Origin of the sequence: Vibrio sp. 99-8-1, from assembly GCF_013114595.1 — a bacterium.
GTDB lineage: Bacteria > Pseudomonadota > Gammaproteobacteria > Enterobacterales > Vibrionaceae > Vibrio.
The window spans coordinates 1-22,177 of the sequence record NZ_VTXE01000043.1; the positions used below are offsets into that span (position 1 = coordinate 1).

General features: G+C 41.3%; 21 protein-coding genes. 4 read left to right on the forward strand and 17 right to left on the reverse strand.

What is annotated here, in order from left to right; genetic code table 11:
* Positions 1 to 230: 230 nt before the first annotated feature.
* From F0227_RS19040 to dusA, 6 genes are all read right to left on the reverse strand, one after another.
* Entirely contained in the window at positions 231 to 1,010 is a 780-nt protein-coding gene (locus F0227_RS19040; protein WP_171754835.1) for a phosphoadenylyl-sulfate reductase, read from the reverse strand.
* The gene (gene cysI / locus F0227_RS19045) at positions 1,003 to 2,736 is read right to left on the reverse strand and encodes an assimilatory sulfite reductase (NADPH) hemoprotein subunit (protein WP_171754836.1); all 1,734 of its coding nucleotides are present in this window, start codon (positions 2,734 to 2,736) and stop codon (positions 1,003 to 1,005) included. Before cysI ends, F0227_RS19040 begins: the two co-directional genes overlap by 8 nt.
* Positions 2,736 to 4,565: an assimilatory sulfite reductase (NADPH) flavoprotein subunit gene (locus F0227_RS19050; protein WP_171754837.1), complete on the reverse strand. Its 1,830-nt coding sequence runs from the start codon at positions 4,563 to 4,565 to the stop codon at positions 2,736 to 2,738. The genes cysI and F0227_RS19050 overlap by 1 nt, the downstream gene beginning before the upstream one ends.
* An 87-nt stretch (positions 4,566 to 4,652) precedes the next feature.
* Positions 4,653 to 4,883 (reverse strand): hypothetical protein, encoded by a 231-nt coding sequence (locus F0227_RS19055; protein WP_171754838.1) that lies wholly within the window; start codon positions 4,881 to 4,883, stop codon positions 4,653 to 4,655.
* 210 nt (positions 4,884 to 5,093) lie between these two features.
* The gene (gene pspG / locus F0227_RS19060; RefSeq protein WP_171754839.1) at positions 5,094 to 5,303 is read right to left on the reverse strand and encodes an envelope stress response protein PspG; all 210 of its coding nucleotides are present in this window, start codon (positions 5,301 to 5,303) and stop codon (positions 5,094 to 5,096) included.
* Positions 5,304 to 5,448: 145 nt separating this feature from the next.
* On the reverse strand, positions 5,449 to 6,429 hold the full coding sequence (dusA, locus tag F0227_RS19065) for a tRNA dihydrouridine(20/20a) synthase DusA (RefSeq protein WP_171754840.1): 981 nt from the start codon (positions 6,427 to 6,429) through the stop codon (positions 5,449 to 5,451).
* A gap of 273 nt (positions 6,430 to 6,702) precedes the next feature.
* Between dusA and zur the strand changes: the two genes are divergently transcribed.
* Both zur and F0227_RS19075 read left to right on the forward strand, forming a co-directional pair.
* On the forward strand, positions 6,703 to 7,152 hold the full coding sequence (zur, locus tag F0227_RS19070) for a zinc uptake transcriptional repressor Zur (RefSeq protein ID WP_171754868.1): 450 nt from the start codon (positions 6,703 to 6,705) through the stop codon (positions 7,150 to 7,152).
* 15 nt (positions 7,153 to 7,167) lie between these two features.
* Positions 7,168 to 7,629: a chemotaxis protein CheX gene (locus F0227_RS19075; RefSeq protein WP_171754841.1), complete on the forward strand. Its 462-nt coding sequence runs from the start codon at positions 7,168 to 7,170 to the stop codon at positions 7,627 to 7,629.
* A gap of 84 nt (positions 7,630 to 7,713) precedes the next feature.
* On the opposite strand, the gene pgi is transcribed toward F0227_RS19075, so the two are convergent.
* Positions 7,714 to 9,366, reverse strand: coding sequence for a glucose-6-phosphate isomerase (gene pgi, locus F0227_RS19080; RefSeq protein WP_171754842.1), 1,653 nt, complete (start codon positions 9,364 to 9,366; stop codon positions 7,714 to 7,716).
* Positions 9,367 to 9,642: 276 nt separating this feature from the next.
* Here pgi and F0227_RS19085 point away from each other — a divergent pair, with 276 nt between their 5' ends.
* Positions 9,643 to 10,062: a secondary thiamine-phosphate synthase enzyme YjbQ gene (locus F0227_RS19085; RefSeq protein ID WP_171754843.1), complete on the forward strand. Its 420-nt coding sequence runs from the start codon at positions 9,643 to 9,645 to the stop codon at positions 10,060 to 10,062.
* A gap of 61 nt (positions 10,063 to 10,123) precedes the next feature.
* On the opposite strand, the gene F0227_RS19090 is transcribed toward F0227_RS19085, so the two are convergent.
* The 3 genes from F0227_RS19090 to F0227_RS19100 are packed head-to-tail and all read right to left on the reverse strand — an operon-like array spanning position 10,124 to position 13,837.
* On the reverse strand, positions 10,124 to 11,335 hold the full coding sequence (locus tag F0227_RS19090) for a BamA/TamA family outer membrane protein (protein WP_317916671.1): 1,212 nt from the start codon (positions 11,333 to 11,335) through the stop codon (positions 10,124 to 10,126).
* A gap of 3 nt (positions 11,336 to 11,338) precedes the next feature.
* Complete coding sequence (gene alr, locus F0227_RS19095; protein WP_171754844.1) at positions 11,339 to 12,433, reverse strand: alanine racemase; 1,095 nt, start codon at positions 12,431 to 12,433, stop codon at positions 11,339 to 11,341.
* 9 nt (positions 12,434 to 12,442) lie between these two features.
* Positions 12,443 to 13,837 (reverse strand): replicative DNA helicase, encoded by a 1,395-nt coding sequence (locus F0227_RS19100; RefSeq protein WP_171754845.1) that lies wholly within the window; start codon positions 13,835 to 13,837, stop codon positions 12,443 to 12,445.
* 189 nt (positions 13,838 to 14,026) lie between these two features.
* Between F0227_RS19100 and F0227_RS19105 the strand changes: the two genes are divergently transcribed.
* Entirely contained in the window at positions 14,027 to 14,788 is a 762-nt protein-coding gene (locus tag F0227_RS19105) for a DUF481 domain-containing protein (protein ID WP_171754846.1), read from the forward strand.
* 53 nt (positions 14,789 to 14,841) lie between these two features.
* Here the strand turns inward: F0227_RS19105 and rplI are convergent, their stop codons facing one another.
* From rplI to F0227_RS19140, 7 genes are all read right to left on the reverse strand, one after another.
* Positions 14,842 to 15,294: a 50S ribosomal protein L9 gene (gene rplI, locus F0227_RS19110; protein WP_171754847.1), complete on the reverse strand. Its 453-nt coding sequence runs from the start codon at positions 15,292 to 15,294 to the stop codon at positions 14,842 to 14,844.
* 32 nt (positions 15,295 to 15,326) lie between these two features.
* Entirely contained in the window at positions 15,327 to 15,554 is a 228-nt protein-coding gene (rpsR, locus tag F0227_RS19115) for a 30S ribosomal protein S18 (RefSeq protein WP_000090472.1), read from the reverse strand.
* A 70-nt stretch (positions 15,555 to 15,624) separates the two neighbouring features.
* Positions 15,625 to 16,023 carry a 30S ribosomal protein S6 gene (gene rpsF, locus F0227_RS19120; RefSeq protein WP_171754848.1) on the reverse strand — a complete coding sequence of 133 codons (399 nt, stop codon included), beginning with the start codon at positions 16,021 to 16,023 and terminating at the stop codon, positions 15,625 to 15,627.
* A gap of 463 nt (positions 16,024 to 16,486) precedes the next feature.
* On the reverse strand, positions 16,487 to 17,224 hold the full coding sequence (gene rlmB, locus F0227_RS19125; protein WP_171754849.1) for a 23S rRNA (guanosine(2251)-2'-O)-methyltransferase RlmB: 738 nt from the start codon (positions 17,222 to 17,224) through the stop codon (positions 16,487 to 16,489).
* Positions 17,225 to 17,233: 9 nt separating this feature from the next.
* Positions 17,234 to 19,714, reverse strand: a complete 2,481-nt coding sequence (gene rnr / locus F0227_RS19130) for a ribonuclease R (protein ID WP_171754850.1) — start codon at positions 19,712 to 19,714, stop codon at positions 17,234 to 17,236.
* A gap of 163 nt (positions 19,715 to 19,877) precedes the next feature.
* Positions 19,878 to 20,516 (reverse strand): tetratricopeptide repeat protein, encoded by a 639-nt coding sequence (locus tag F0227_RS19135; protein ID WP_171754851.1) that lies wholly within the window; start codon positions 20,514 to 20,516, stop codon positions 19,878 to 19,880.
* 209 nt (positions 20,517 to 20,725) lie between these two features.
* Positions 20,726 to 22,042 (reverse strand): adenylosuccinate synthase, encoded by a 1,317-nt coding sequence (locus tag F0227_RS19140; RefSeq protein ID WP_171754852.1) that lies wholly within the window; start codon positions 22,040 to 22,042, stop codon positions 20,726 to 20,728.
* Positions 22,043 to 22,177: the final 135 nt, after the last annotated feature.

Genomic DNA, 22,177 nt, shown 5'->3' on the forward strand with positions numbered 1-22,177 from the left:
GCTAGGCTGCTGCCTGACTGATTTTGCCAGTTAACCCTTGTGGGCTCTGCCGTGTCAGTGAGGGCGCATTATAGAGATCGAATTCACATTGGCAACCCTTTTTTTGCTCTTTTTTGTAAAAAACTCACTTTATGATTAGAAAACCATCAGAACTGCTATTTCTATAACTTTACTCAGTTTTAAAACACAACTTATCCACAGTTTTATTCAATACTGGTTGTTTATTGAGCTTATATTCCTAGCCCATCATTCTGTAATTCATTATCTTCATGTAAGCCACACTCTCTTTTTAGCCCAAAAAAACGAGTTTCATCTTCTCTCATCCCTTCTTTCCACTTACTTGTTGTATGTGTATCGCCTAAAGAACGGTAGCCACTCTCTTTTAAAGGATGATAAGGCAAATGATTCTCAGACAAGAAAGTATCTATATCCTCATCATTCCAATCAACAATAGGTAGAAATTTAAAAACACCATTTTGCACAGAAAGTATTGGTAAATGAGAACGAGTATCTGACTGCCCTCTTCTTAAGCCCGAGAACCAAGTAGTCGCACACAGTTCTTGCAATGCTCTTCTCATAGGCTCAACTTTATTAATCAAATTGTACTTCTTGATACCGTCAATGCCTTGTAACCACAACTTACCGTAACGTGCTTCTTGCCAGTTGGGGCTATCTTCTGCACGGTACACTTTAATATTGAGTTGCAACTTCTCGGTTAGCTCATCAATGAACAGGTATGTTTCAGGAAATAAATAGCCTGTGTCCGTTAGTATCACCGGAATATCCGGTGATTCATTTTTCAATAGCCCAAGCATGACGGCAGCTTGAATACCAAAGCTAGAGGAAACTACATGATTTCCTTCTATATGAACTAGTGCCCACTTAATCCGTTCTTCAGCAGTTAAACTTTCCAGCTCAGCATTGATTTCTGCTAGCTGTAAGCTTTGAGCCGCTTTATTTAGCTTAAGGTAGTCATCTAACCGATAAACTTTCTTCAAAGCATTAAGCATAAAAGTCTCTCTTAGAGATAATAACTTCCTCAATGACTCCTGTTCGTATTACAAAATCACCAAACGCTTCATCTTTTAGGCGATTGCTGGCCCATTCACTGACGAGCTGATCGATTTCTTCGAGTATCTGTTTATCGGTAATGTTCTCTTTATACATTTTTGGTACCCGAGTACCGGCTTTATTCCCACCAAGGTGTAAATTGTAACGACCGGGGGCTTTTCCTACTAAACCAATCTCTGCCAGCATGGCTCGACCACAACCATTGGGGCATCCCGTTACCCGCAAAATGATACTGTCATCTTTTGCTATACCATGTTTATCCAAAATGGCTTCTACATCAGTCACGAAAGAAGGTAAAAATCGCTCCGCTTCTGACATCGCTAATGGACAGGTAGGAAAGGCAACACACGCCATTGAGTTTTTACGCTGCTCAGACGTATCATCGTCAATTAAACCGTGTTCTTTTGCTATCTTCTCTATCTGCGCCGCATCTTCATTTGCTACCCCGGCAATAATAAGGTTCTGATTCGCTGTCATTCTAAAATCGCCTTTATGTATCTTGGCAATTTCAGCAACCCCCGTTTTTAAAGGTCGATCAGCAAAATCAAGTAAACGTCCATTCTCAATAAATAGCGTTAAATGTTGCTTACCATCAATACCATCAACCCAACCAATACGGTCTCCTCTGTGAGTAAATGAATATTGGCGAGTTTCGGCAAATGAAACACCGGCTCTACGTTCGACTTCTGCTTTAAATACATCAATACCAACTCGATCTAATGTGTATTTGGTTTTAGCGTTCTTTCTATTCGAGCGGTTTCCCCAATCTCTTTGCGTGCCTACGACTGCAGCGGCTATATCGAGTGTCTTATCTAACGGGATGAAACCAAAATCGTCGGCTTTTCTTGGATAAGTAGTTTCATCACCATGTGTCATGGCCAGTCCACCACCAACCAATACATTGAATCCAATAAGTTCGCCTTTTTCAGCGATGGCCACAAAGTTAAGATCATTGGCATGCACATCAACATCATTAACCGGTGGAACCACCACTGTCGTTTTGAACTTACGTGGTAAGTAATTGCTGCCTAATATTGGCTCTTCATCTGTTGTTTCAACTTTATCGCCATTCAGCCAGATCTCTGCGTACGCTTTCGTCTTCGGCAGTAGATGTTCACTAATTTTCTTCGCCCATTGGTAAGCCTGTTGATGTAACTCAGACTCAATCGGGTTGCTGGTACATAAAACATTTCGGTTTACATCACCAGCCGTTGCTATTGAATCGATACCAATATCATTTAGCGTTTGGTGCATAAGCTTAATATCTGGCTTTAATACACCATGAAACTGAAAAGTCTGTCGCGTAGTTAAGCGAATACTTCCATATGACGTGTGTTCATCAGCAAACTTATCGATAGCTAACCACTGCTTAGGAGTGATAATCCCTCCCGGCATGCGAGCTCTAAGCATTACATTATGTAGAGGTTCCAGCTTTTGCTTCTGTCTTTCAGCTCGAATATCTCTATCATCTTGTTGATACATTCCATGAAAACGAATCAGTTGAAAGTTATCTGCGGTAAAACCACCTGTAATTTGGTCTTGTAGATCGTTCTCAATTGTTCCTCTCAAAAAGTCACTGCTCTTTTTAAGACGCTCATTATCGGATAAAGGGCCTAAAACCTCTCCCAATACAGTTTGTTTGTCGGTTTGGTTTTGCTTGCTCATTAGTAGACATCCCTTTGATAACGTTTTTCTTTACGCAGATTATTTAGCAATTGCTCTGCTTCTTCTTTGTTAAGCTGACTTTCAGTTTCAATAATGTTGATAAGAGTATTGTGCACATCCTTTGCCATTAGATTTGCGTCACCACACACGTAGATATAAGCGCCTTCCTCTATCCACTTCCATACTTGTGGTGCGTTTTCTAAAAGTCGGTCTTGTACGTAAATTTTGTCTTTTTGATCACGGCTAAAAGCAACATCTAGTTTATTCAGCACGCCACTTTTTAAATATTTTTGCCATTCCACTTGGTATAAGAAGTCTTGCGTAAAAGTACGTTCGCCAAAGATTAGCCAATTTTTACCTGATGCTTCTCTGTTATCTCGCTCTTGAATAAAGCTTCTAAATGGAGCGATTCCTGTTCCAGGACCAATCATGATGATGGGAACATCATCACTTGGAAGTTTGAAGTTGTTATTGTGCTCTACAAAAACCTTTACTTTATCGTCTTCTTGCAGTCTCTCAGCAAGGTAGCTAGACGCTCCCCCTTGACGAGTTTCTCCGTTATTATCGTAGGCAACTAAACCAACAGTAAGATGCACTTCATCTTCTACTTCTAGTTGACTCGATGAAATGGAATATAGCCTTGGGGTTAAACGTCTCAATAGTTCAACCAACTGCTCAGCCGTTAACACTGTTTTCTTTATAGTTAGTACGTCGATGATTTGAGTTTTTGCAGCGAAAGTTCGTAACTTATTTTTGTCATCCACCAGCTTTTGTAACTTTTTACTAGCTGACAGTTCGGCAAATTTAGTGATCAACTGCGGGTTACTAGAGGTAATTTCGAACTTACTGATTAGTGCACTTCGGATAGACAATGAATCCCCATCGACATCAACACTTTCTACGCCAGACAAACCAACCGCTTCAAGTATTTTATCTGCAAGTTCTGCACTATTTTCATACCAAACGCCCAGTGCATCTCCCGGAGCGTATGTTATTCCTGAGCCTTCAAGATCGATCTCAATATGACGGATATCTTTATCTGATTCTCTACCAGTAATTTTTTGATTGGTAAGTAAGCTCGCGGAAAAAGGCGTACTTTTGGAATAGTGAGAAACATCCGTTGTCGCAATAGGTAATGGCACGACTTCAGCATCGTTCGATGCCTCAAACGCTTCTTTTATCTTTTCAAGAGCACTTTGCTGCCACGTTGACACTGAAGATTCATAATCAACATCACAATCAATACGTTCAATAAACGAAGTCGCACCTAATTTGGAGAGATAGCTGTCGAAATCTTTACCGGTTTGGCAGAAAAACTCATAACTGGAGTCCCCTAAGCCAATGACTCCATATTGTAAGTTCGTTAACTTAGGTGCTTTCTTTGACTGCAAAAACTCATGCAACTCAATGGCATTATCAGGAGCTTCTCCTTCTCCATTTGTTGATGCCACAATAATAACGTGAGTCTCTTTTGCTAAGTTCTTTCCTTTATAATCACTTGCATCATAAACGTTCGCTGTAATTCCACGAGCCACTGCATCTTGCATTAAAGCTTCCGCAACCCCTTTCGCATTACCTGTTTGCGAAGCGAATATAATCGATAGCTGGCTCGATATTTGAGTGGCAACTTGAGAAAGTGCAGGTTGAGAAGCAACTGGAGAGGTCGCGGCTTGCTGACTTATTCCCCAAAAATAACCACTAACCCAAGCCAATTGTTGAGGTGATAATTCCGACGTAGCCGACTGGAGTTGATTAATTTGCTGATCATTTAATGGGCTAGATAGCGCAGAGAGTTCCTTTAATAACATAGTCACGACATTCCTATTCATTGCGTAACTATAGATTAACCACTCCTTTTAATAACAAGAAAGAATAGAAGTTCATGTTTTATAACTTTTAGAGATATAGCAACACTATCACTTCTCTTCAATACGAACTTGATTAAAGCCAACAGCCATCGCAGACTTTGACGCTAAATCAAGATCTAAGTACTGACACTCTTCTCCGTGAGAATCCGTTAGCAACACAAACCCTCCTCTTGCATGCCTAAACTCAACAACCCAGCTTCCATCCTGAATCGAAGGCTCAATAATCGCTTCTACTAACTGCTTTTCTCGATATAGCAATTTTAACTCTGTAATCGTCATTGCTCCTTTCCTTGTCACTTTGCTTTATTACTATTTCATTCATCACTATTTTTAGCTTTGTCCCTATTAAGAATGGCTGATAGTTAACAATTTGCTAACTTTTGTTTGTTCTTATAAATAATAGCTATAAAAAACGCCCTAGTAGGGCGTTTAGTAACAATAAAGTCGATTTATTCTGTGGCTGTACTCTGTTTTTAAGCTGCGCTTTTCTTAACGAGCAGTAATCACATAGTTTTTATAGAACCATACACCAAGTGCAATCACTATCAACCAAGGGAGTAACTTCAGTGCAAACCCTAACATTCCCATCAGAAACATCATAAATATAGAGATGCCTATTGCGAGAAAAATGGTCACCATTGTTACACCAGTGAAAAACAGAACCCCTAAGAATACAAATAAGAACAATAGCTCGAACATAATATTTCTCCTTTTCTATTCATAGAGCAGGAATTAAGCCAACTTTAAAAATCAATGTAAATCATAAAGTTAAGATCCAGCCAAACAAAAAGCCACCTTTATAGCTGTGATAACTTGGTAAAAATAACCTATTTATTGGTTAAATTTACACATTTAGCTCTTTAGGGATTTTTGCTAAAGCTTGCTCTACCACTTCTATTCCCGCACCTTGCTTATGTGCATTCTCACTAATATGCCTTCTCCACTGACGAGCACCGGGCATACTCTGAAAGAGACCTAGCATATGTCGAGTGATATGGCCAAGATAGCTGCCATTTGATAACTGTTGCTCGATGTATGGATACATCTCTTCGACGATTTGGCTACGCTTCTTAATCTGTTTATCTTCTCCAAAGATCTTCTGATCGACCTGAGCCAATAGATAAGGACTTTGGTACGCCTCACGCCCAACCATAACCCCATCAACAAACTCTAAATGCTCTAGAGACTCTTCTAATGTTTTAATACCACCATTAAGGCCAATATTAAGATGAGGAAAATCTTTCTTAACTTGATAAGCCCTTGAGTAATCCAAAGGGGGGATTTCTCTATTTTCTTTTGGGCTAAGACCACTTAACCATGCTTTTCGCGCATGTATAATAAAGTCATCACAGCCCCCTTTCTCGTTTACAGTTGAGATAAACTCCGTCAAGAATTGATAGCTATCTTGATCATCAATACCAATTCTTGTTTTTACTGTGACGGGAATACTCACCACATCCTTCATGGCTTTAATACAGTCAGCAACCAATTCAGGTTCCGCCATTAGACAAGCGCCAAAACGACCATTTTGAACTCGATCTGAAGGACACCCAACGTTTAAATTGATTTCATCATAACCACGATCTTGCGCCAACTTAGCGCATACAGCTAAATCTTTTGCATTTGAGCCACCGAGTTGTAACGCTACGGGATGTTCTTCTTGGTTATAAGCCAAGAAATCGCCTTTACCATGAATAATTGCACCCGTTGTCACCATCTCGGTGTATAACAGAGACTGCTGTGTTAACAGACGATGGAAATAGCGGCAATGTCTATCTGTCCAATCGAGCATGGGTGCAATGGAAAAGCGAGATGAATGGTGCATAGAAAAGAACCTTGATAAATTCGATGAAAAGCAACCTGTGGTTGCCAATATCAAGCCTAAAAGCTTGCTTCTGATTGGCGCGCATTGTAATCGATCTTGTCATTTTCAGATAGCAAAGTTGTCAACAAGCGCAAATATTCTCAATTAAAATTACGCAAAATGATCTATTTACTTGATCCACAATAGGCTTTTATCTTAGGGTTACATTTCATAACGAACTATAATGTTTGTCTATAAATAGTGTATTATTAACATAGTTCGTGTATTTAGGGGATCAAATTGGATCAAGCGCTACTTGAACATGTCACGGGAATTTGTGAATCTCGAGGTGTGAGGTTTACTCCACAACGTAAGCGAGTATTTGAGCTTATATGCTGCAATAAAAGTGCGTCTAGCGCTTACGATTTATTAGAGCAGTTAAAAGAGAGTGAACCACAGGCCAAACCCCCTACAATATATCGAGCTCTGGACTTTTTGTTAGAGCAAGGCTTTATACATAAAGTTGAATCTAATAATAGTTTTATATCTTGTCGTCTATGTGGTCAGCACAAGCATCACTCTCAACTACTTATTTGTGACCAATGCGGTAACGTAATAGAGCAACAAGATGATAACCTGATGGCTTTGCTGGCTAGTAATGCTGAACAGCACGGTTTTCATATAACAGATCATGTCATTGAAACGCACGGTACCTGTCGGTCCTGCTTATCAACCCATGAATAATTAAGATAGAGTGTTATGCGCGCTGAATTTGTAAATCCGTTTTTAGCTTCATTAATGAACGTGTTAAAAACGATGGCTTCCTTAGAGTTGAAGCCTCAGAAACCAAGAGTTAAAAAAGATGAAATTGCCCGAGGCGATGTTTCTGGACTCATTGGTATGGTTGGAGATCAATCAAAAGGATCGATGTCGATAACTTTTGATGAAGGCTTAGCATTAGAAATAATGCAAAACATGCTAGGTGAGAGACCCAACGGTATTAATGAAGAAGTGACGGATATGGTGGGCGAAATAACCAACATGGTAACAGGAGGCGCAAAACGTATCCTTTCCGATAGTGGGTTTGAGTTCGATATGGCAACGCCAATTGTTGTATCAGGAAAAGGACATACAATTCGTCATAAATGCGAAGGGGCAATTATTATTATGCCTTTTACTTCTGAATGGGGTAACGCATTTATCGAAATCTGTTTTGAGTAAGTATCAAGTACTCTACATTTCTGTTTTGTCATAAAAAAAGCTGATGCATTGCATCAGCTTTTTCTCTATTACAAGCTTACTAACTTACGCTTTAAACACCTTGAAAGCGTTGATTAAGCCGTTAGTGGAGCTATCATGTGAATCTACCGGAGACTCATCAGTCAGCTCTGGCAAAATTTGGTTAGCTAACTGTTTACCCAGTTCTACTCCCCACTGATCAAAGCTAAAGATATTCCAGATAACACCTTGAACAAAGATCTTATGTTCATACATAGCAACAAGGTTACCAAGTACTCGCGGAGTAATCTTTTTAACCAAAATAGAGTTTGTTGGGCGGTTACCTTCAAATACCTTAAATGGAACCAACTCTTTTACTTCTTCAAGTGATTTACCTGCAGCAGCAAATTCCGCTTCAACTTGCTGTTTGGTTTTACCAAACGCCAACGCTTCTGTTTGTGCAAAGAAGTTAGACATCAATTTTTGATGATGATCACTTGCTGGATTATGACTCAATGCAGGAGCAATAAAGTCACATGGGATCAGTTTAGTGCCTTGGTGAATCAACTGATAAAACGCGTGTTGACCATTTGTTCCCGGCTCACCCCAAATGATTGGGCCAGTTTGATAATCAACTTCAACACCGTTTCTATCAACGCACTTACCATTAGATTCCATATTACCTTGCTGGAAATACGCGGCAAAGCGGTGCATATACTGATCATACGGTAAAATAGCTTCCGATTCTGCACCATGGAAGTTGTTATACCACAAGCCAATAACCGCTAAAATCACAGGTACATTACTTTCTAATTCCGTCTCAGAAAAATGCTTGTCCATTTCATGAGCACCATCCAGTAACTCAATATAGTTATCGTATCCAACACATAGAGCAATGGATAAACCAATAGCAGACCATAAAGAGTAACGACCACCAACCCAGTCCCAAAACTCAAACATATTGTCTGTATCAATGCCAAACTCAGAAACTGACTTAGCATTTGTTGATAAAGCAGCAAAGTGTTTTGCAACGTGCGCCTCATCACCAGCTTCAGCTAAGAACCAATCACGAGCAGAATGTGCATTGGTCATGGTTTCTTGAGTAGTAAATGTTTTAGACGCGATCAAAAACAACGTTGTTTCTGGGTTTACTTTTTTAAGCGTCTCAACGATATGAGTGCCATCTACGTTTGATACGAAATGCATATTCAAATGATTTTTATAAGGTGCAAGAGCTTCTGTCACCATATAAGGGCCAAGATCTGAACCACCAATACCAATATTAACAACATCGGTAATCGCTTTTCCTGTATAGCCTTTCCAGTCACCTGAAATTACACGCTCAGTGAATAGTTTGATTTTTTCAAGAACTGCATTCACAGCAGGCATAACATCTTGTCCATCAACAATAACTGGCGTGTTACTACGATTTCTAAGAGCAGTATGAAGAACAGCACGACCCTCAGTTTGGTTGATGGCCTCTCCTGAGAACATAGCATCAATAGCGGCTTTCAATTCTGTTTCATTTGCCAAAGCAAATAATTTATCCATTGTCTCCTGATCGACTAGGTTTTTAGAGTAGTCAACCAGAATGTCTGAACCAAACTGAGTAGAGAAGTTTTCAAAACGCGCTTCATCCTTTGCAAATAGCGTCTTAAGGTCCATATCTTGAGCAGATTCAAAATGCTCTGTTAAAGCTTTCCATGCTTGTGTTTGCGTTGGATTGATGTTTTTCAACATGGTAATTATCCCGATGTTACAATTGGCTATATTCGACTAACAGCAAAAAATGCGGTTAAATCGAACCCCGATTAAGCAAATCATATCCGTTTTACTCAATATCTATTTTAACTCAACATTGAGCAAAGCGTTGTTATTTATTTTCAGCTTCGAATTATGACGTAACTCGACAATGCTATCATTGAGTTATATCAGATTACCGATTAATCTCTGTCATAGTCGAAAAACAGTGTACTAAGAACACCTCAACAGAGTTATTTTGAGAGAAGAAACTATATGTGGCAGCAAAAAGAGCTTAACTTAAAAGCAAGAAAACGAGGGTTTCATCTTATAACTGATGAAATTGAACAACATATTTCTGAGATTTCTCAATTATCAGTGGGGATTGTTCATCTGTTTATGCAGCATACATCTGCAAGCCTAACTTTAAATGAAAACGCGGATCCTACAGTTAGAACAGACATGGAAAACCATTTTCATCAGATGGTTCCAGAAAATATGCCCTATTATCGTCATACATACGAAGGTTCTGATGATATGCCAGCCCACATAAAAACCTCTTTACTTGGTGCAAGTGTGACAATTCCAATTCGTAATGGACGACTAGCATTAGGAACTTGGCAAGGGATTTATCTCGGTGAGCATAGGAACAATGGCGGCAGTAGAAAGATTATCGCGACAATCAATGGCGAGTAGCGGCAATGATGAGTAGCGGCACAACTGCTACTCAATTCAAACTAACTGATTAGCTAACAGATTAAAATGGTTGGTTAACCATCACCCTAAACAGACTTTCTCCACTTCCCCAGGCCATTTCTGTGCGAACAACAATACCTTCAACTTGAAAACGAATCGCTCCTCCGGCGCTCCATTTCATATCTCTATGAAGTGTTTTAAGGTCATACTCATCTGCTACCCTACCGACATCAACAAACGCGACCCATTGCCACCAAGGTACTTGATACAAGTTGAAAATGGGCCAATCTCCAAGTGGTTGCCACTCAGGCATTACCCGATACTCTGCGCTATAGCTTACTGCACTCCTACCATGGAAGCGACCAGAAGTGTAACTCCTCAGTCGATACAAGCCTCCCAACTTTATCCCTTCATACTCTGAAGGACGATTGCAATGGCCACTCGAGCATTGATTCCATGTTGGTGTATCCGCGGTATATAAACTTAAAGCAAAAACCTGTTTATTAAACAGATCATTTATTGGGCCTAAATCCCAGTAATGGCTGTTTTCTAAAGACACCGTCGCCCATGACTCATCATCTCTATATTGAGGTGAGTAAGTCATATTGACGCTTGTTTTAGATCCTTGAGTGGGGTTCCTTGTATCATTCCTATTATCCCAATCAAATTGAACGGCGACGCCCCATGTCTGTTGTGGCTCCTCAAAAGTCACATCCAATTTTCGGGTAGAAAAGAAAGGCTGAATATTTAAAGAGGAAACACCACTTTCAAAAGGGGTTTTGCCTGAGATATCTCGACTGGGGGTGTAACCTGCTTGCGTTCCTTGCTTTTCTCCTTCTCCCCAAGGAAAGACATACCGAAAAGAAGCACGATACTTGGCTTCTTTGCCAGTTGTGACCGTCACATCACCTACATTGGAATCATTACTTCCTTGCTCACCAAGATAATAGTTACTATCAACATAGTTGCCTTGGTATAACTCGAAACCAAGTAACCAGTTATTATCTGTTTGATAATTAGCTACAGAGCCGTAGGTCATAAACGAATTTTTGTCGGTATAAAAGCCAGTGGCTAACACACTCATTTGGGGCTGCAATACCCCTTTGGCTACACCGGCTATTCCAATGGCGTTTCCGAGGCTGTCAGAAGTAAAAGCGAAAGGAACGACAGCGGATTCAGGCACCCAATTTGGCCAGCCATCTGCATATAAGAGATCGCTGTTAACCATTGATAACGAAAACAGGAGTGCACCATAAGTGCGAGGAATAGACACTCGCTACTCTTGGTGAGAGAGGTATATCATTTCTACACGGTCGGTTAATTTAGTGACCAACTCATAACCAATGGTTCCTATATGATTAGAAACATCTTCTGCTGGTAACTCCTCTCCCCACATAATCGCTTCATCACCCACTTTATCCTTAGCGTCAATACCAAGATCCACGGTTAACATATCCATAGAGACACGACCAACTAGAGGAACAATACGACCATTAACAAAAACAGGAGTACCATTTGGGGCCGTTCGAGGATAACCATCTCCATAACCAACAGCAATAACGCCGACTTTTGTCTCTTTCTCACATGTCCACGCACCACCATAACCGACTTTTTCACCTGCTTTAACCACTCGTACAGCAATCAAACACGACTTTAACGTCATTACAGGTTTATAACCTAAGGTCTTAGCAGGCTTATCATTAAATGGAGAAACACCATATAAAATGATTCCGGGGCGGTTCCACTCCAGTCGGCTTTCTGGCCATGATAGGATGCCAGCCGATGCTGCTAGTGAGCGCTCACCATCACAATGCTTGGTTATAGATAAAAATAGCTCTATTTGTTGCTGAGTCACGGGACTATCTAAATCATCTGCGCTGGCAAAGTGGCTCATAACATTGACGGGCTGTTGAACGTTCTTACAACGATTTAGTCTCGTAATGTACTCATCATACTCTTCCGGCTGTATGCCGAGTCGATGCATTCCTGTATCAACTTTTAACCATACTTTTATGGGAGTATCGATATTGGCCTTTTCAAGAGCTTCGAGTTGCTCAATATTATGAACAGCGGTATGCAAATTATTTGCAGATAGGATATCGAGATCTTCTGGGAAATAGAAACCTTCAAGCAATAGAAGTGGCTTAACGATTCCCGCAGATTTAAGCTGCAATGCTTCTTCAATTCTTGCAACACCAAAAGCATCGGCTTGTTTAATGCTATTAGCAATATTTAGGATGCCATGCCCGTAAGCATTGGCTTTAATGATGGCAACAATTTTACTGCCTGGTGACTGCTCTGCAATCTTATTAAAATTGTATTTTAATGCATCCAGATTAATACAAGCGGTGGCCGCTTTAATGTTGCTCATTCAATATCCTTATTCGTCGTCAAACGCAGGTCCAGCGTAATTATCAAAACGAGAAAACTGCCCTTGGAAAGTTAATCGTACCGAACCAATGGGGCCGTTACGTTGCTTACCAAGAATAATTTCTGCAATACCTTTTAATGTGCTGTCTGGGTGATAAACCTCATCTCGATAGATAAACATAATCAAATCGGCATCCTGCTCTATCGATCCAGATTCACGCAAATCGGAGTTAACTGGGCGCTTATCAGCTCGCTGCTCCAAAGAACGGTTAAGCTGTGAAAGAGCAACAACTGGAACATTCAGCTCTTTTGCCAACGCTTTTAGTGAGCGCGATATTTCCGCTATTTCCAATGTACGGTTATCACTTAAAGATGGCACACGCATTAATTGAAGGTAATCGATCATAATCATGCTAACGCCACCATACTCGCGAGCAACGCGACGAGCGCGTGAGCGTAACTCCGTCGGCGTCAGACCTGAGCTATCATCAATCAGCATGTTTTTCTTCTCCATCAAAATTCCCATGGTAGAAGAAATTCTCGCCCAGTCTTCATCATCCAACTGACCCGTCCGGATCTTAGTTTGATCCACTCGAGATAAAGAAGCCAACATACGCATCATCAGCTGTTCTGATGGCATCTCTAATGAAAATATAAGTACAGGCTTATCTTGAGCCATTGCGGCATTTTCACACAAGTTCATCGCAAATGTGGTTTTACCCATGGATGGACGAGCGGCAACAATAATAAGATCCGAGCCTTGCAAACCCGCTGTCTTCTTATTTAAGTCGGTAAAACCCGTATCTAAACCTGTTACTCCGTCTTGAGGAGATTTATAGAGTATTTCAATCCGCTCTAAGGTTTTCTCTAATATAGATTCAACGCTTTGCGGGCCTTCGTTTTCACTTGTTCGCTCTTCCGCAATGGCAAATACTTTTGTCTCTGCCAAGTCCAACAGGTCTTCTGATGTTCGACCTTGCGGATCATAACCTGCATCCGCGATCTCATTGGCAACACCAATTAAGTTACGAACTAAAGCTCTTTCCGCTACAATTTCTGCATAAGCGTTAATATTAGCCGCGGTAGGCGTATTTTTTGCTAAGTCAGCCAGATAAGCAAAGCCACCAACATCATCAAGTTGCTCTCTCTGCTCCAAAAACTCTGACAAAGTGATCAAATCTAGCGGATCACTATTCTCCAAAATTGATTTAACAGCTTCAAAAATATATCGATGAGGACGACTATAAAAATCTTTCGCTACTACTTTTTCGGCAACAGTATCCCAACGCTCATTATCCAATAATAAGCCACCAATAACTGACTGCTCTGCTTCCAATGAGTGAGGAGGCGCTTTGATCGCTTCAACTTGAGAATCAGTTCTGTTTTTATTGTGGACTTCAGCCATGGTTATACTCTATTACTCGTTATAGCCGGACATTATAGCGGCATTAGCCGCACTATAGTCAATCGATATTACTTAAAAATTGAAGTCATATTTTAAACTGTTCGAGCAGTTAATTAACATCGTTCTGACTAATATAATTTAACAAAACTTATACTCATTAAATTAACCGATAAATGAAAAGGGCAATGAGTGTCAACTAGGTCGCTAATCTTACTTGGGCTAATAACAAGTTCCGTTGTTTATGCAAATGATGATGTGGATGAAACATCTGAAAAACAGCCATCACCACTAAGTACTGAAGTTGAATTTGGTTATCAATCACACTCCGGCAACTCAGATACTCAGTCTCTGAACTCTCGTTTAGAAGCTGAGTACACTTCAGGGCAACATCGTCATTCTGGCGAATTTAAGCTGTATAAATTGGATAAAGATGGCGAAGAAGATAAGTTTCAGACCTCTTATCAACTACAAAGTGACTATAAACTCGGCAGCAAACTGTATCTTTATGGTAGTTTTCAAGGCATTGACTCCCGTCACAGTGCCTACTTTAAAGACTACACACTGTCAGGAGGACTTGGTTATCAATTTGCACACTCAGACGAGCTGCAATTAGAAGTCGAGTTTGGCCCCGGTTATCGTTATCAAGAGCCGAACTTAGACGAACTCGACGACGACGATTTGATTTTTCCCGATATAGTGCAAGAGCCTATTTTTAGAGGCAATGTCGCGCTGGATTGGCAACTGTTAGATACGCTATCTCTGTCTGGCCAAGTAACATTGGTTGCGGGGGAAAGTAATATGAGAACGGATTCAGAAATCAGTTTTACCAACAATATTACTGATGATATTGCTTTAAAAGTTTCTCAATCACGTCAGTACCATGACAAGGTGCCTGATGGGTTGAGTAAATCCGATAGCGTTTTATCGGTCAATCTTCTCTTTTCATTCTAAAAAAAACACCAGCACAAAGGCTGGTGTTTTTAATATCGTATCGATACCGAATATTACTCAGCAGCAACAACTTCTAGTTTAACTGTTGCAAAAACTTCAGAATGAAGTTGGATGCTAATGTCAAACTCACCAGTGTTACGTAGAGCACCTTCAGGTAGACGAACTTCGCTCTTAGCTACTTCAACACCTGCCGCAGAAACTGCGTCAGCGATGTCACGAGTACCGATAGAACCGAATAGTTTGCCTTCGTCACCAGCTTTAGATGCGATAACAACCGCTTCTAGTGCTGCAACTTTGTCTGCACGAGCTTGAGCAGCTGATAGTTGCTCAGCAACTTTAGCTTCAAGTTCAGCACGACGTGCTTCAAACATTTCAACGTTAGCTTTAGTTGCCATTACTGCCTTATTCTGAGGAATAAGGAAGTTACGAGCGTAACCAGATTTAACGTTAACAGTATCGCCAAGGCCACCTAGGTTGCCGATTTTATCAAGTAGAATAACTTGCATTGTTTAATCCTCTCTCTTAATAAAACGTGCGATTACTGATGCTTATCAGTGTAAGGCAGTAGTGCTAGGTAACGAGAACGCTTAATAGCGCGTGCTAGCTGACGCTGATACTTAGCGCTCGTACCAGTGATACGGCTAGGTACAATTTTACCAGCTTCAGTGATGTAGTTTTTAAGAGTTGCTACATCTTTGTAGTCAATCTCTTGTACGCCTTCTGCTGTAAAACGGCAGAATTTACGACGACGGAAGAAACGAGCCATGGGCTATCTCCTAATCTTAAATTTGAGTTAAGTTGATTGAGAAATTTCAAAGACTTTGCAGTCTACAAAATTACTCAGCTGCTTCTGGCTTAGCTTCTGGCTTAGCTTCTGAACGCTCTTCACGACGAGGAGCACGCTCTGCACGCTCTTCTTTTTGCTTAAGCATGATAGATTGTTCAGTGATAGCAGATTTAGTACGCATAATCATGTTACGTAGAACTGCATCGTTAAAACGGAAAGCAGTTTCTAGCTCATCAATCACAGCTTGATCAGCTTCAACGTTCATAAGAACGTAGTGAGCTTTGTGAAGCTTGTTGATTGGGTAAGCCATTTGACGGCGGCCCCAGTCTTCTAGACGGTGTACAGTACCGCCAGCTTCAGTGATAGAACCAGTGTAACGCTCGATCATGCCAGCAACTTGCTCGCTTTGATCAGGGTGCACCATGAATACGATTTCGTAATGACGCATTGGTTGCTCCTTACGGATTAGTAGCTTCCACGAATGGCTCGGTCGTCCAGGGGAAGCAAGGAACTAAGATAAATGACCGAGAATTAAGGACGGCAAATAGTATAGAAAATAGACGTCAGTAGCAAGGTATTTTTAACGAATCACCACGTTATATTTTTAGGTCAGTTAAAGGGGCAGAGTTTAGAGCTTCACTAAGGTATTCCACCGATGAGATATCGCTAGAAAAATACGCCCATATCAAGGCTAGATAATGCTCTGATAGGCATGTCGATTCGCAACAAAATAGGCCGTTAAACCGGCTTGTATTCCATGATTTAAACTAATCAGTATATCGCTATTAGAAAGGCCAGATTCAGTGAGAATCTGGCCTTTCTACATTGACAATTTGATAGCGACTAAGCTTGCAGAGGAGCAGAATCTATAGCCGCATAACCTCTGGATGTTTGAACCGCTATATTTGTTGCTATTTTAATCGCTGGCGAACCGCTTCAAATAAACAGACACCACTTGCGACTGACACATTCAAGCTAGACACCGAACCTGACATTGGTATTTTTATCAGGTCATCACATGTTTCGCGAGTTAATCGCCTCATACCGTCACCTTCTGCACCCATAACGATGGCTAATGGCCCAGTCAGTTTAGATTGATAGATATCATGAGTCGCTTCTCCCGCAGTACCAACAAACCAAACATTTTGCTGCTGCATAGCACGCATTGTTCTCGCTAAGTTAGTCACTCTAACCAAAGGTACCGTCTCAGCAGCACCACAAGCGACCTTACTTACAGTCGCGGTTAAAGGAGCCGACTTATCTTTAGGTACGATTACGGCTGCGACACCTGCTGCATCTGCGTTCCTTAGACAAGCACCTAAATTATGCGGATCGGTAACACCATCCAAAACTAAAAACAGTGGCTGATCATGCTGTGCAATAATGTCATCCAGATCATTCTCATTTAAAGCTTTGGCTGGTTTCACACGGGCAATAATACCTTGATGATTTGCGCCATTGGCTTTGTCATCAAGAGCTTTTCGGCCTGCTTGCTGAATAGAAACACCAAAATTTTGCAGTTGCTTAAGCAAAGGCATAAGACGTTCGTCTTCCCTTCCTTTCAGCACAAATGCTTCGATAAATCGAGCGGGATCTTTTTCTAATACCGCTTTTACCGCGTGTATTCCATATATAAATTCGTTACTCATTATTTAACTCTATTTAGATGCTTTGTTTTTTCCACGAGCTTTACTTTTATTTGCTCTGGACTTTTTCTTGCGTGCTTTTTCCGCTTTATTCTTTTTATTAGCAGGCTTTTTAGAACCAGATTCATCACTGGAACCGTCTGGACGCTTAGTTGGCTCAACCAAAGGTTTTGCACCTTTGCCTGATCGTCGAGACTTCACTTCTGCTTTTTTCTTCGACGCAAATTTTTTGTCTGCATTCGCTGCTCTTTTTTTGGCAGACTTTCCTTTGCCGCGTAGCTTACGACTTGTTTCCACTAATTCAAAGTCAATTTGTCGATCATCTAAATTAACCGACAATACTTTTACAGTAACGCAATCCCCTAGGCGATAAATCTGTCCAGAAGCTTCACCAACTAATCGTTGGCCTATCGCATCATACTGATAGTAGTCATTGGCTAATGCGGAGATATGCACCAAACCGTCGATATGCAGCTCAGACAAGCGTACAAAGAAACCAAAGCCTGTCACATTGGCAATCACGCCTTCTAACTGCTCACCCACATGATCTTGCATATATTCACATTTAAGCCAGTCAGAGACTTCTCGGGTAGCATCATCTGCTCTTCGCTCAGTCATGGAGCACTGTTCACCGTATACATCCATATCATCAAACGAATAATGATACCCACCCGTTGGTGTCCAGCGATCTTTGTTCTTCCCTTCCATTTTGGCGATAAGATATTTAATGGCTCGGTGCAACAGTAAATCCGGATAGCGACGAATCGGTGAAGTAAAGTGTGCATAGCGTTTTAAAGCTAAGCCAAAGTGTCCTGCATTGTCTGGGTTGTAAACCGCCTGCTTCATTGAACGCAAAAGCATGGTTTGGATCAGCTCTTTATCTGGACGCTGACTAATCGCAATCATTAATTCGGCATAATCAGTCGGAGATGGCTCTAACCCGCCATTCAGCGTTAAACCAAGTTCACTAAGGAAATCTTTAAAGCCTGTTAAACGTTGCTCCCCTGGAGACTCATGTATACGGAAAAGTGCAGGCTCTTTAAGCTTTTCAACCAATGATGCAGAAGCAATATTCGCTAATATCATGCACTCCTCAATCAGCTTATGAGCATCATTTCGGATTACAGGTTCTATTCGGTCTATCTTGCGCTCAGCATTAAAAATAAACTTCGTCTCGACGGTCTCAAACTCGATTGCCCCGCGGTTATCTCGCGCTTTTTTAAGAACCTTGTACATGTTGTGTAGTTCTTGAATATGCGGAACAACATTGGAGTAGCGCTCAATCAGCTCCTCATTTCCATTCAGCATTGCATCAACTTTGGTGTACGTCAGACGGGCGTGAGAGTTCATTACCGCTTCATAATGCTTGTAACCCGACAGTTTGCCACTAGCGGAGACCGTCATCTCACACACCATACACAAACGATCAACTTGCGGATTCAAAGAACAGAGGCCATTGGATAGTACTTCTGGCAGCATTGGTACGACTTGAGATGGGAAATAGACAGAGTTTCCTCGATTAATCGCTTCTTTGTCTAATGCAGTATCGGGTCTAACATAGTAACTCACATCAGCAATCGCAACCCAAAGACGCCATCCTCCAGTCGCTTTTTTCTCACAATAAACCGCATCATCGAAGTCTCGGGCATCTTCACCGTCGATGGTCACTAAAGGCAGGTCACGAAGATCAACTCGACCCGCTTTTGCTTCTTCTGGTACTTCTTCACCCAAATTAGCAATCTGAGCGTCGACCTCTTCAGGCCATTCGTTTGGTATTTGATGTGTTCGTATGGCAATTTGAGTTTCCATGCCCGGTGCCAAGTTTTCCCCAAGCACTTCAACGACTCGACCAGTCATACCTCTAGTTCGGCTTCCTCTATCGGTAATCTCAATCACCACCACATTACCCATTCTCGCCCCTAGACGAACATCATCAGGGATCAAAATATCTTGGCTAATTCGTGAGTCATCAGGAACAACATAAGCGTAACCCTGATCTAAAAAGAACCGTCCCACAATTTGGGTTTTTCGTTCTTCCAAAACGCGAACAAGACGACCTTCTTTCCTACCACGTTTATCTTTTCCGGTCGGTTGAACCAGAACTAAATCACCATGAATAATGGTTCGCATTTGATGGTGCGGCAGTAATATGTCGTTGTCTTTACCAACACTTCCTTCCGGTCTAACCCAGCCGTGACCATCTTTATGACCAATGACACTGCCTTTGATCATTTCGAGCTTATCAGGCAGTGCATAACATTGACGGCGAGTGAAAACCAACTGTCCATCTCTTTCCATTGCTCTTAAGCGTCGACGCAACCCTTCGTACTGGTCTTCACCGGTCAATCCAAGTACAGCAAACAGATCATTTCTGTTCATTGGTACATTGGCTTCTTGAAGATACTCTAAGATAAATTCTCTGCTTGGAATTGGGTTTTCATAATTATTAGCTTCGCGAGCGGCAAATTGATCAATAGGTGTTTTGTCCGACATAAGCAAACCTGCTCTTTTAGGAAGGAATATAGTAGTAAGTATACGCGATATATCGAGAAGAATCTGATTAAGCTACCGAAATGATTAATAAATTCATTTGAGGGAATAAAAAACGCCCTGATCATATCAGAGCGCTCTACATAAAATTTCTTAGCACGTTACCTTACCAAAAAACATCTCGCCGCTTCGCACGCGCAATAATGTTTTCAGGCATCCGTTGGGCGAGCCCAGTACGTAACATAGCGATTCTTTTATGCTCTCTTTTATCTGATGTCACTGAGTTATACAGCCAACGATAAGCATCTTCATAGTCTAAGGGGCTGCCATAGTCTCTTAGCAGTAACTCCGCAAGCTGAATACGCGCTCTAACATTCCCCATGGCCGCAGCTTCACGAAGGTAAGGAATCGCCCTCTCTTTGTCTTGCTGAACAAGAGTACCACGAGAATAATAACGCCCTAACTTCTCAAGCGCAGAAGGAAGACCTTGATGTGCGGCATTTTCAATATAGTAAAGACCGAGCTCGACGTCCTGCTCAACACACACACCCCAAGAGAGCATATCACCATAAAGAAATTCATACGCAGGCAGGCTTATACGTGTCGCACGCGCAACAATATCCTCAACCAGCTGACACTTATCTGCCTTAACTCGTTCTAGATGCTTATTGTCATCGATTAATCTGATTAGCTCTGCTTCTGTATATATCGGCACAGGAGCCCCTATCTCTGCTGTTTCAGCTTTTGCTTTCGACAGCGGGGACAACGCCAATAATAAAGAAGCGGCTATGATCTTAAGCTTCATACCTGCACTCTTTCTTTATACCGTGCTCTGTTATCGGCAATAACTAACCGGACTTTAGCGAAAAACTAATATCTAAGGCAGAATATTGCCGAGCTAAGTTAAAAACATACCGTTCAAAAGAGTATATGACAATAGCGATTGTCTATTATGCTAACAGTATAAAAAAACCGACCTGATTAGGTCGGTTTTTTTATTACAGAGTCTCAGATTTAAGAGTTAAAAGGATGAACCTTTATAATCGTCTCATTACGATCTGGACCAGTAGAAATAATATCAATCGGTACACCTGTTAGCTCTTCAATACGCTTAATGTAATCGATAGCAGCTTGTGGTAACTCATCAAGGTTTTTAACACCAAATGTACTTTCAGACCAACCTGGGACGGTCTCGTAGATAGGTGTTGCTTCTTCAAATGCTTCAGCAGCCATTGGAGAGACTTCCAGCACTGAGCCATCTTTCATCTCATAGCCAGTACAGATTTTCAGTTCTTTTAGGCCATCTAATACATCAAGCTTAGTTAAGCAAAAGCCTGAAATCGAGTTAAGCTGAACAGCACGACGCATAGCAACGGCATCAAACCAACCCGTACGGCGTAAACGACCAGTTGTTGCGCCAAACTCTTGGCCAACATCACCTAAATGTTTACCTACAGGGTCTTGCTTATCGATACCATCGTAAAGCTCTGTCGGGAATGGCCCTGACCCTACACGAGTACAATAAGCTTTAGTAATTCCAAGAATATAGCCGATATGACGAGGACCAAAACCAGAACCCGCAGCAACACCACCAGCAGTCGTATTTGAAGAGGTTACGTATGGGTAAGTACCGTGGTCAATGTCTAACAGTGTGCCTTGCGCACCTTCGAACATAATCTTATCACCACGTTGACGAGCTTTATCTAACTCATCTGTCACGTCGATAACCATAGAAGTCAGTAGGTCGGCATAACCCATGGCTTGCTCTAAAACATCTTCATAGCTAACAGGTTCTGCTTTATAAAAATGTTTAAGTTGGAAGTTATGGAAATCCATGACTTCTTTTAATTTTTCAGCAAATGCTTCTTTATCAAAAAGGTCGCCGACACGAAGGCCACGACGAGCAACTTTATCTTCATAAGCCGGACCAATACCTCGGCCAGTTGTACCAATGGCTTTTTTACCACGAGCGGCTTCGCGAGCTTGATCAAGAGCAATATGATAAGGAAGAATTAACGGGCATGCTTCAGAAATGAAAAGACGCTCACGAACAGGAATACCGCGTTCTTCTAAAGGTTTCATCTCTGTGAGTAGTGCATCAGGAGAGAGCACAACACCATTGCCAATCACGCATTTTACGTTGTCTCGAAGAATACCTGATGGAATTAAGTGGAGAACGGTTTTTTCACCGTCAATGACTAGAGTGTGACCTGCATTGTGACCGCCTTGATAGCGAACGGTATATTTTGCATCTTCCGTTAGTAGGTCAACAATTTTTCCTTTACCTTCGTCACCCCATTGGGTGCCTAGAACGACTACGTTATTTCCCATCTTTCCAGTTCTGCCTGCTAGTTAAAAATGGATTCTAGCACCTAACTTGATATCTTGCAGTCATTTTTTTGCCATAGAATGTCATAATGTAGTAACTCCTTAATTTAATTATAAATGTGACATAAAGCATATTTC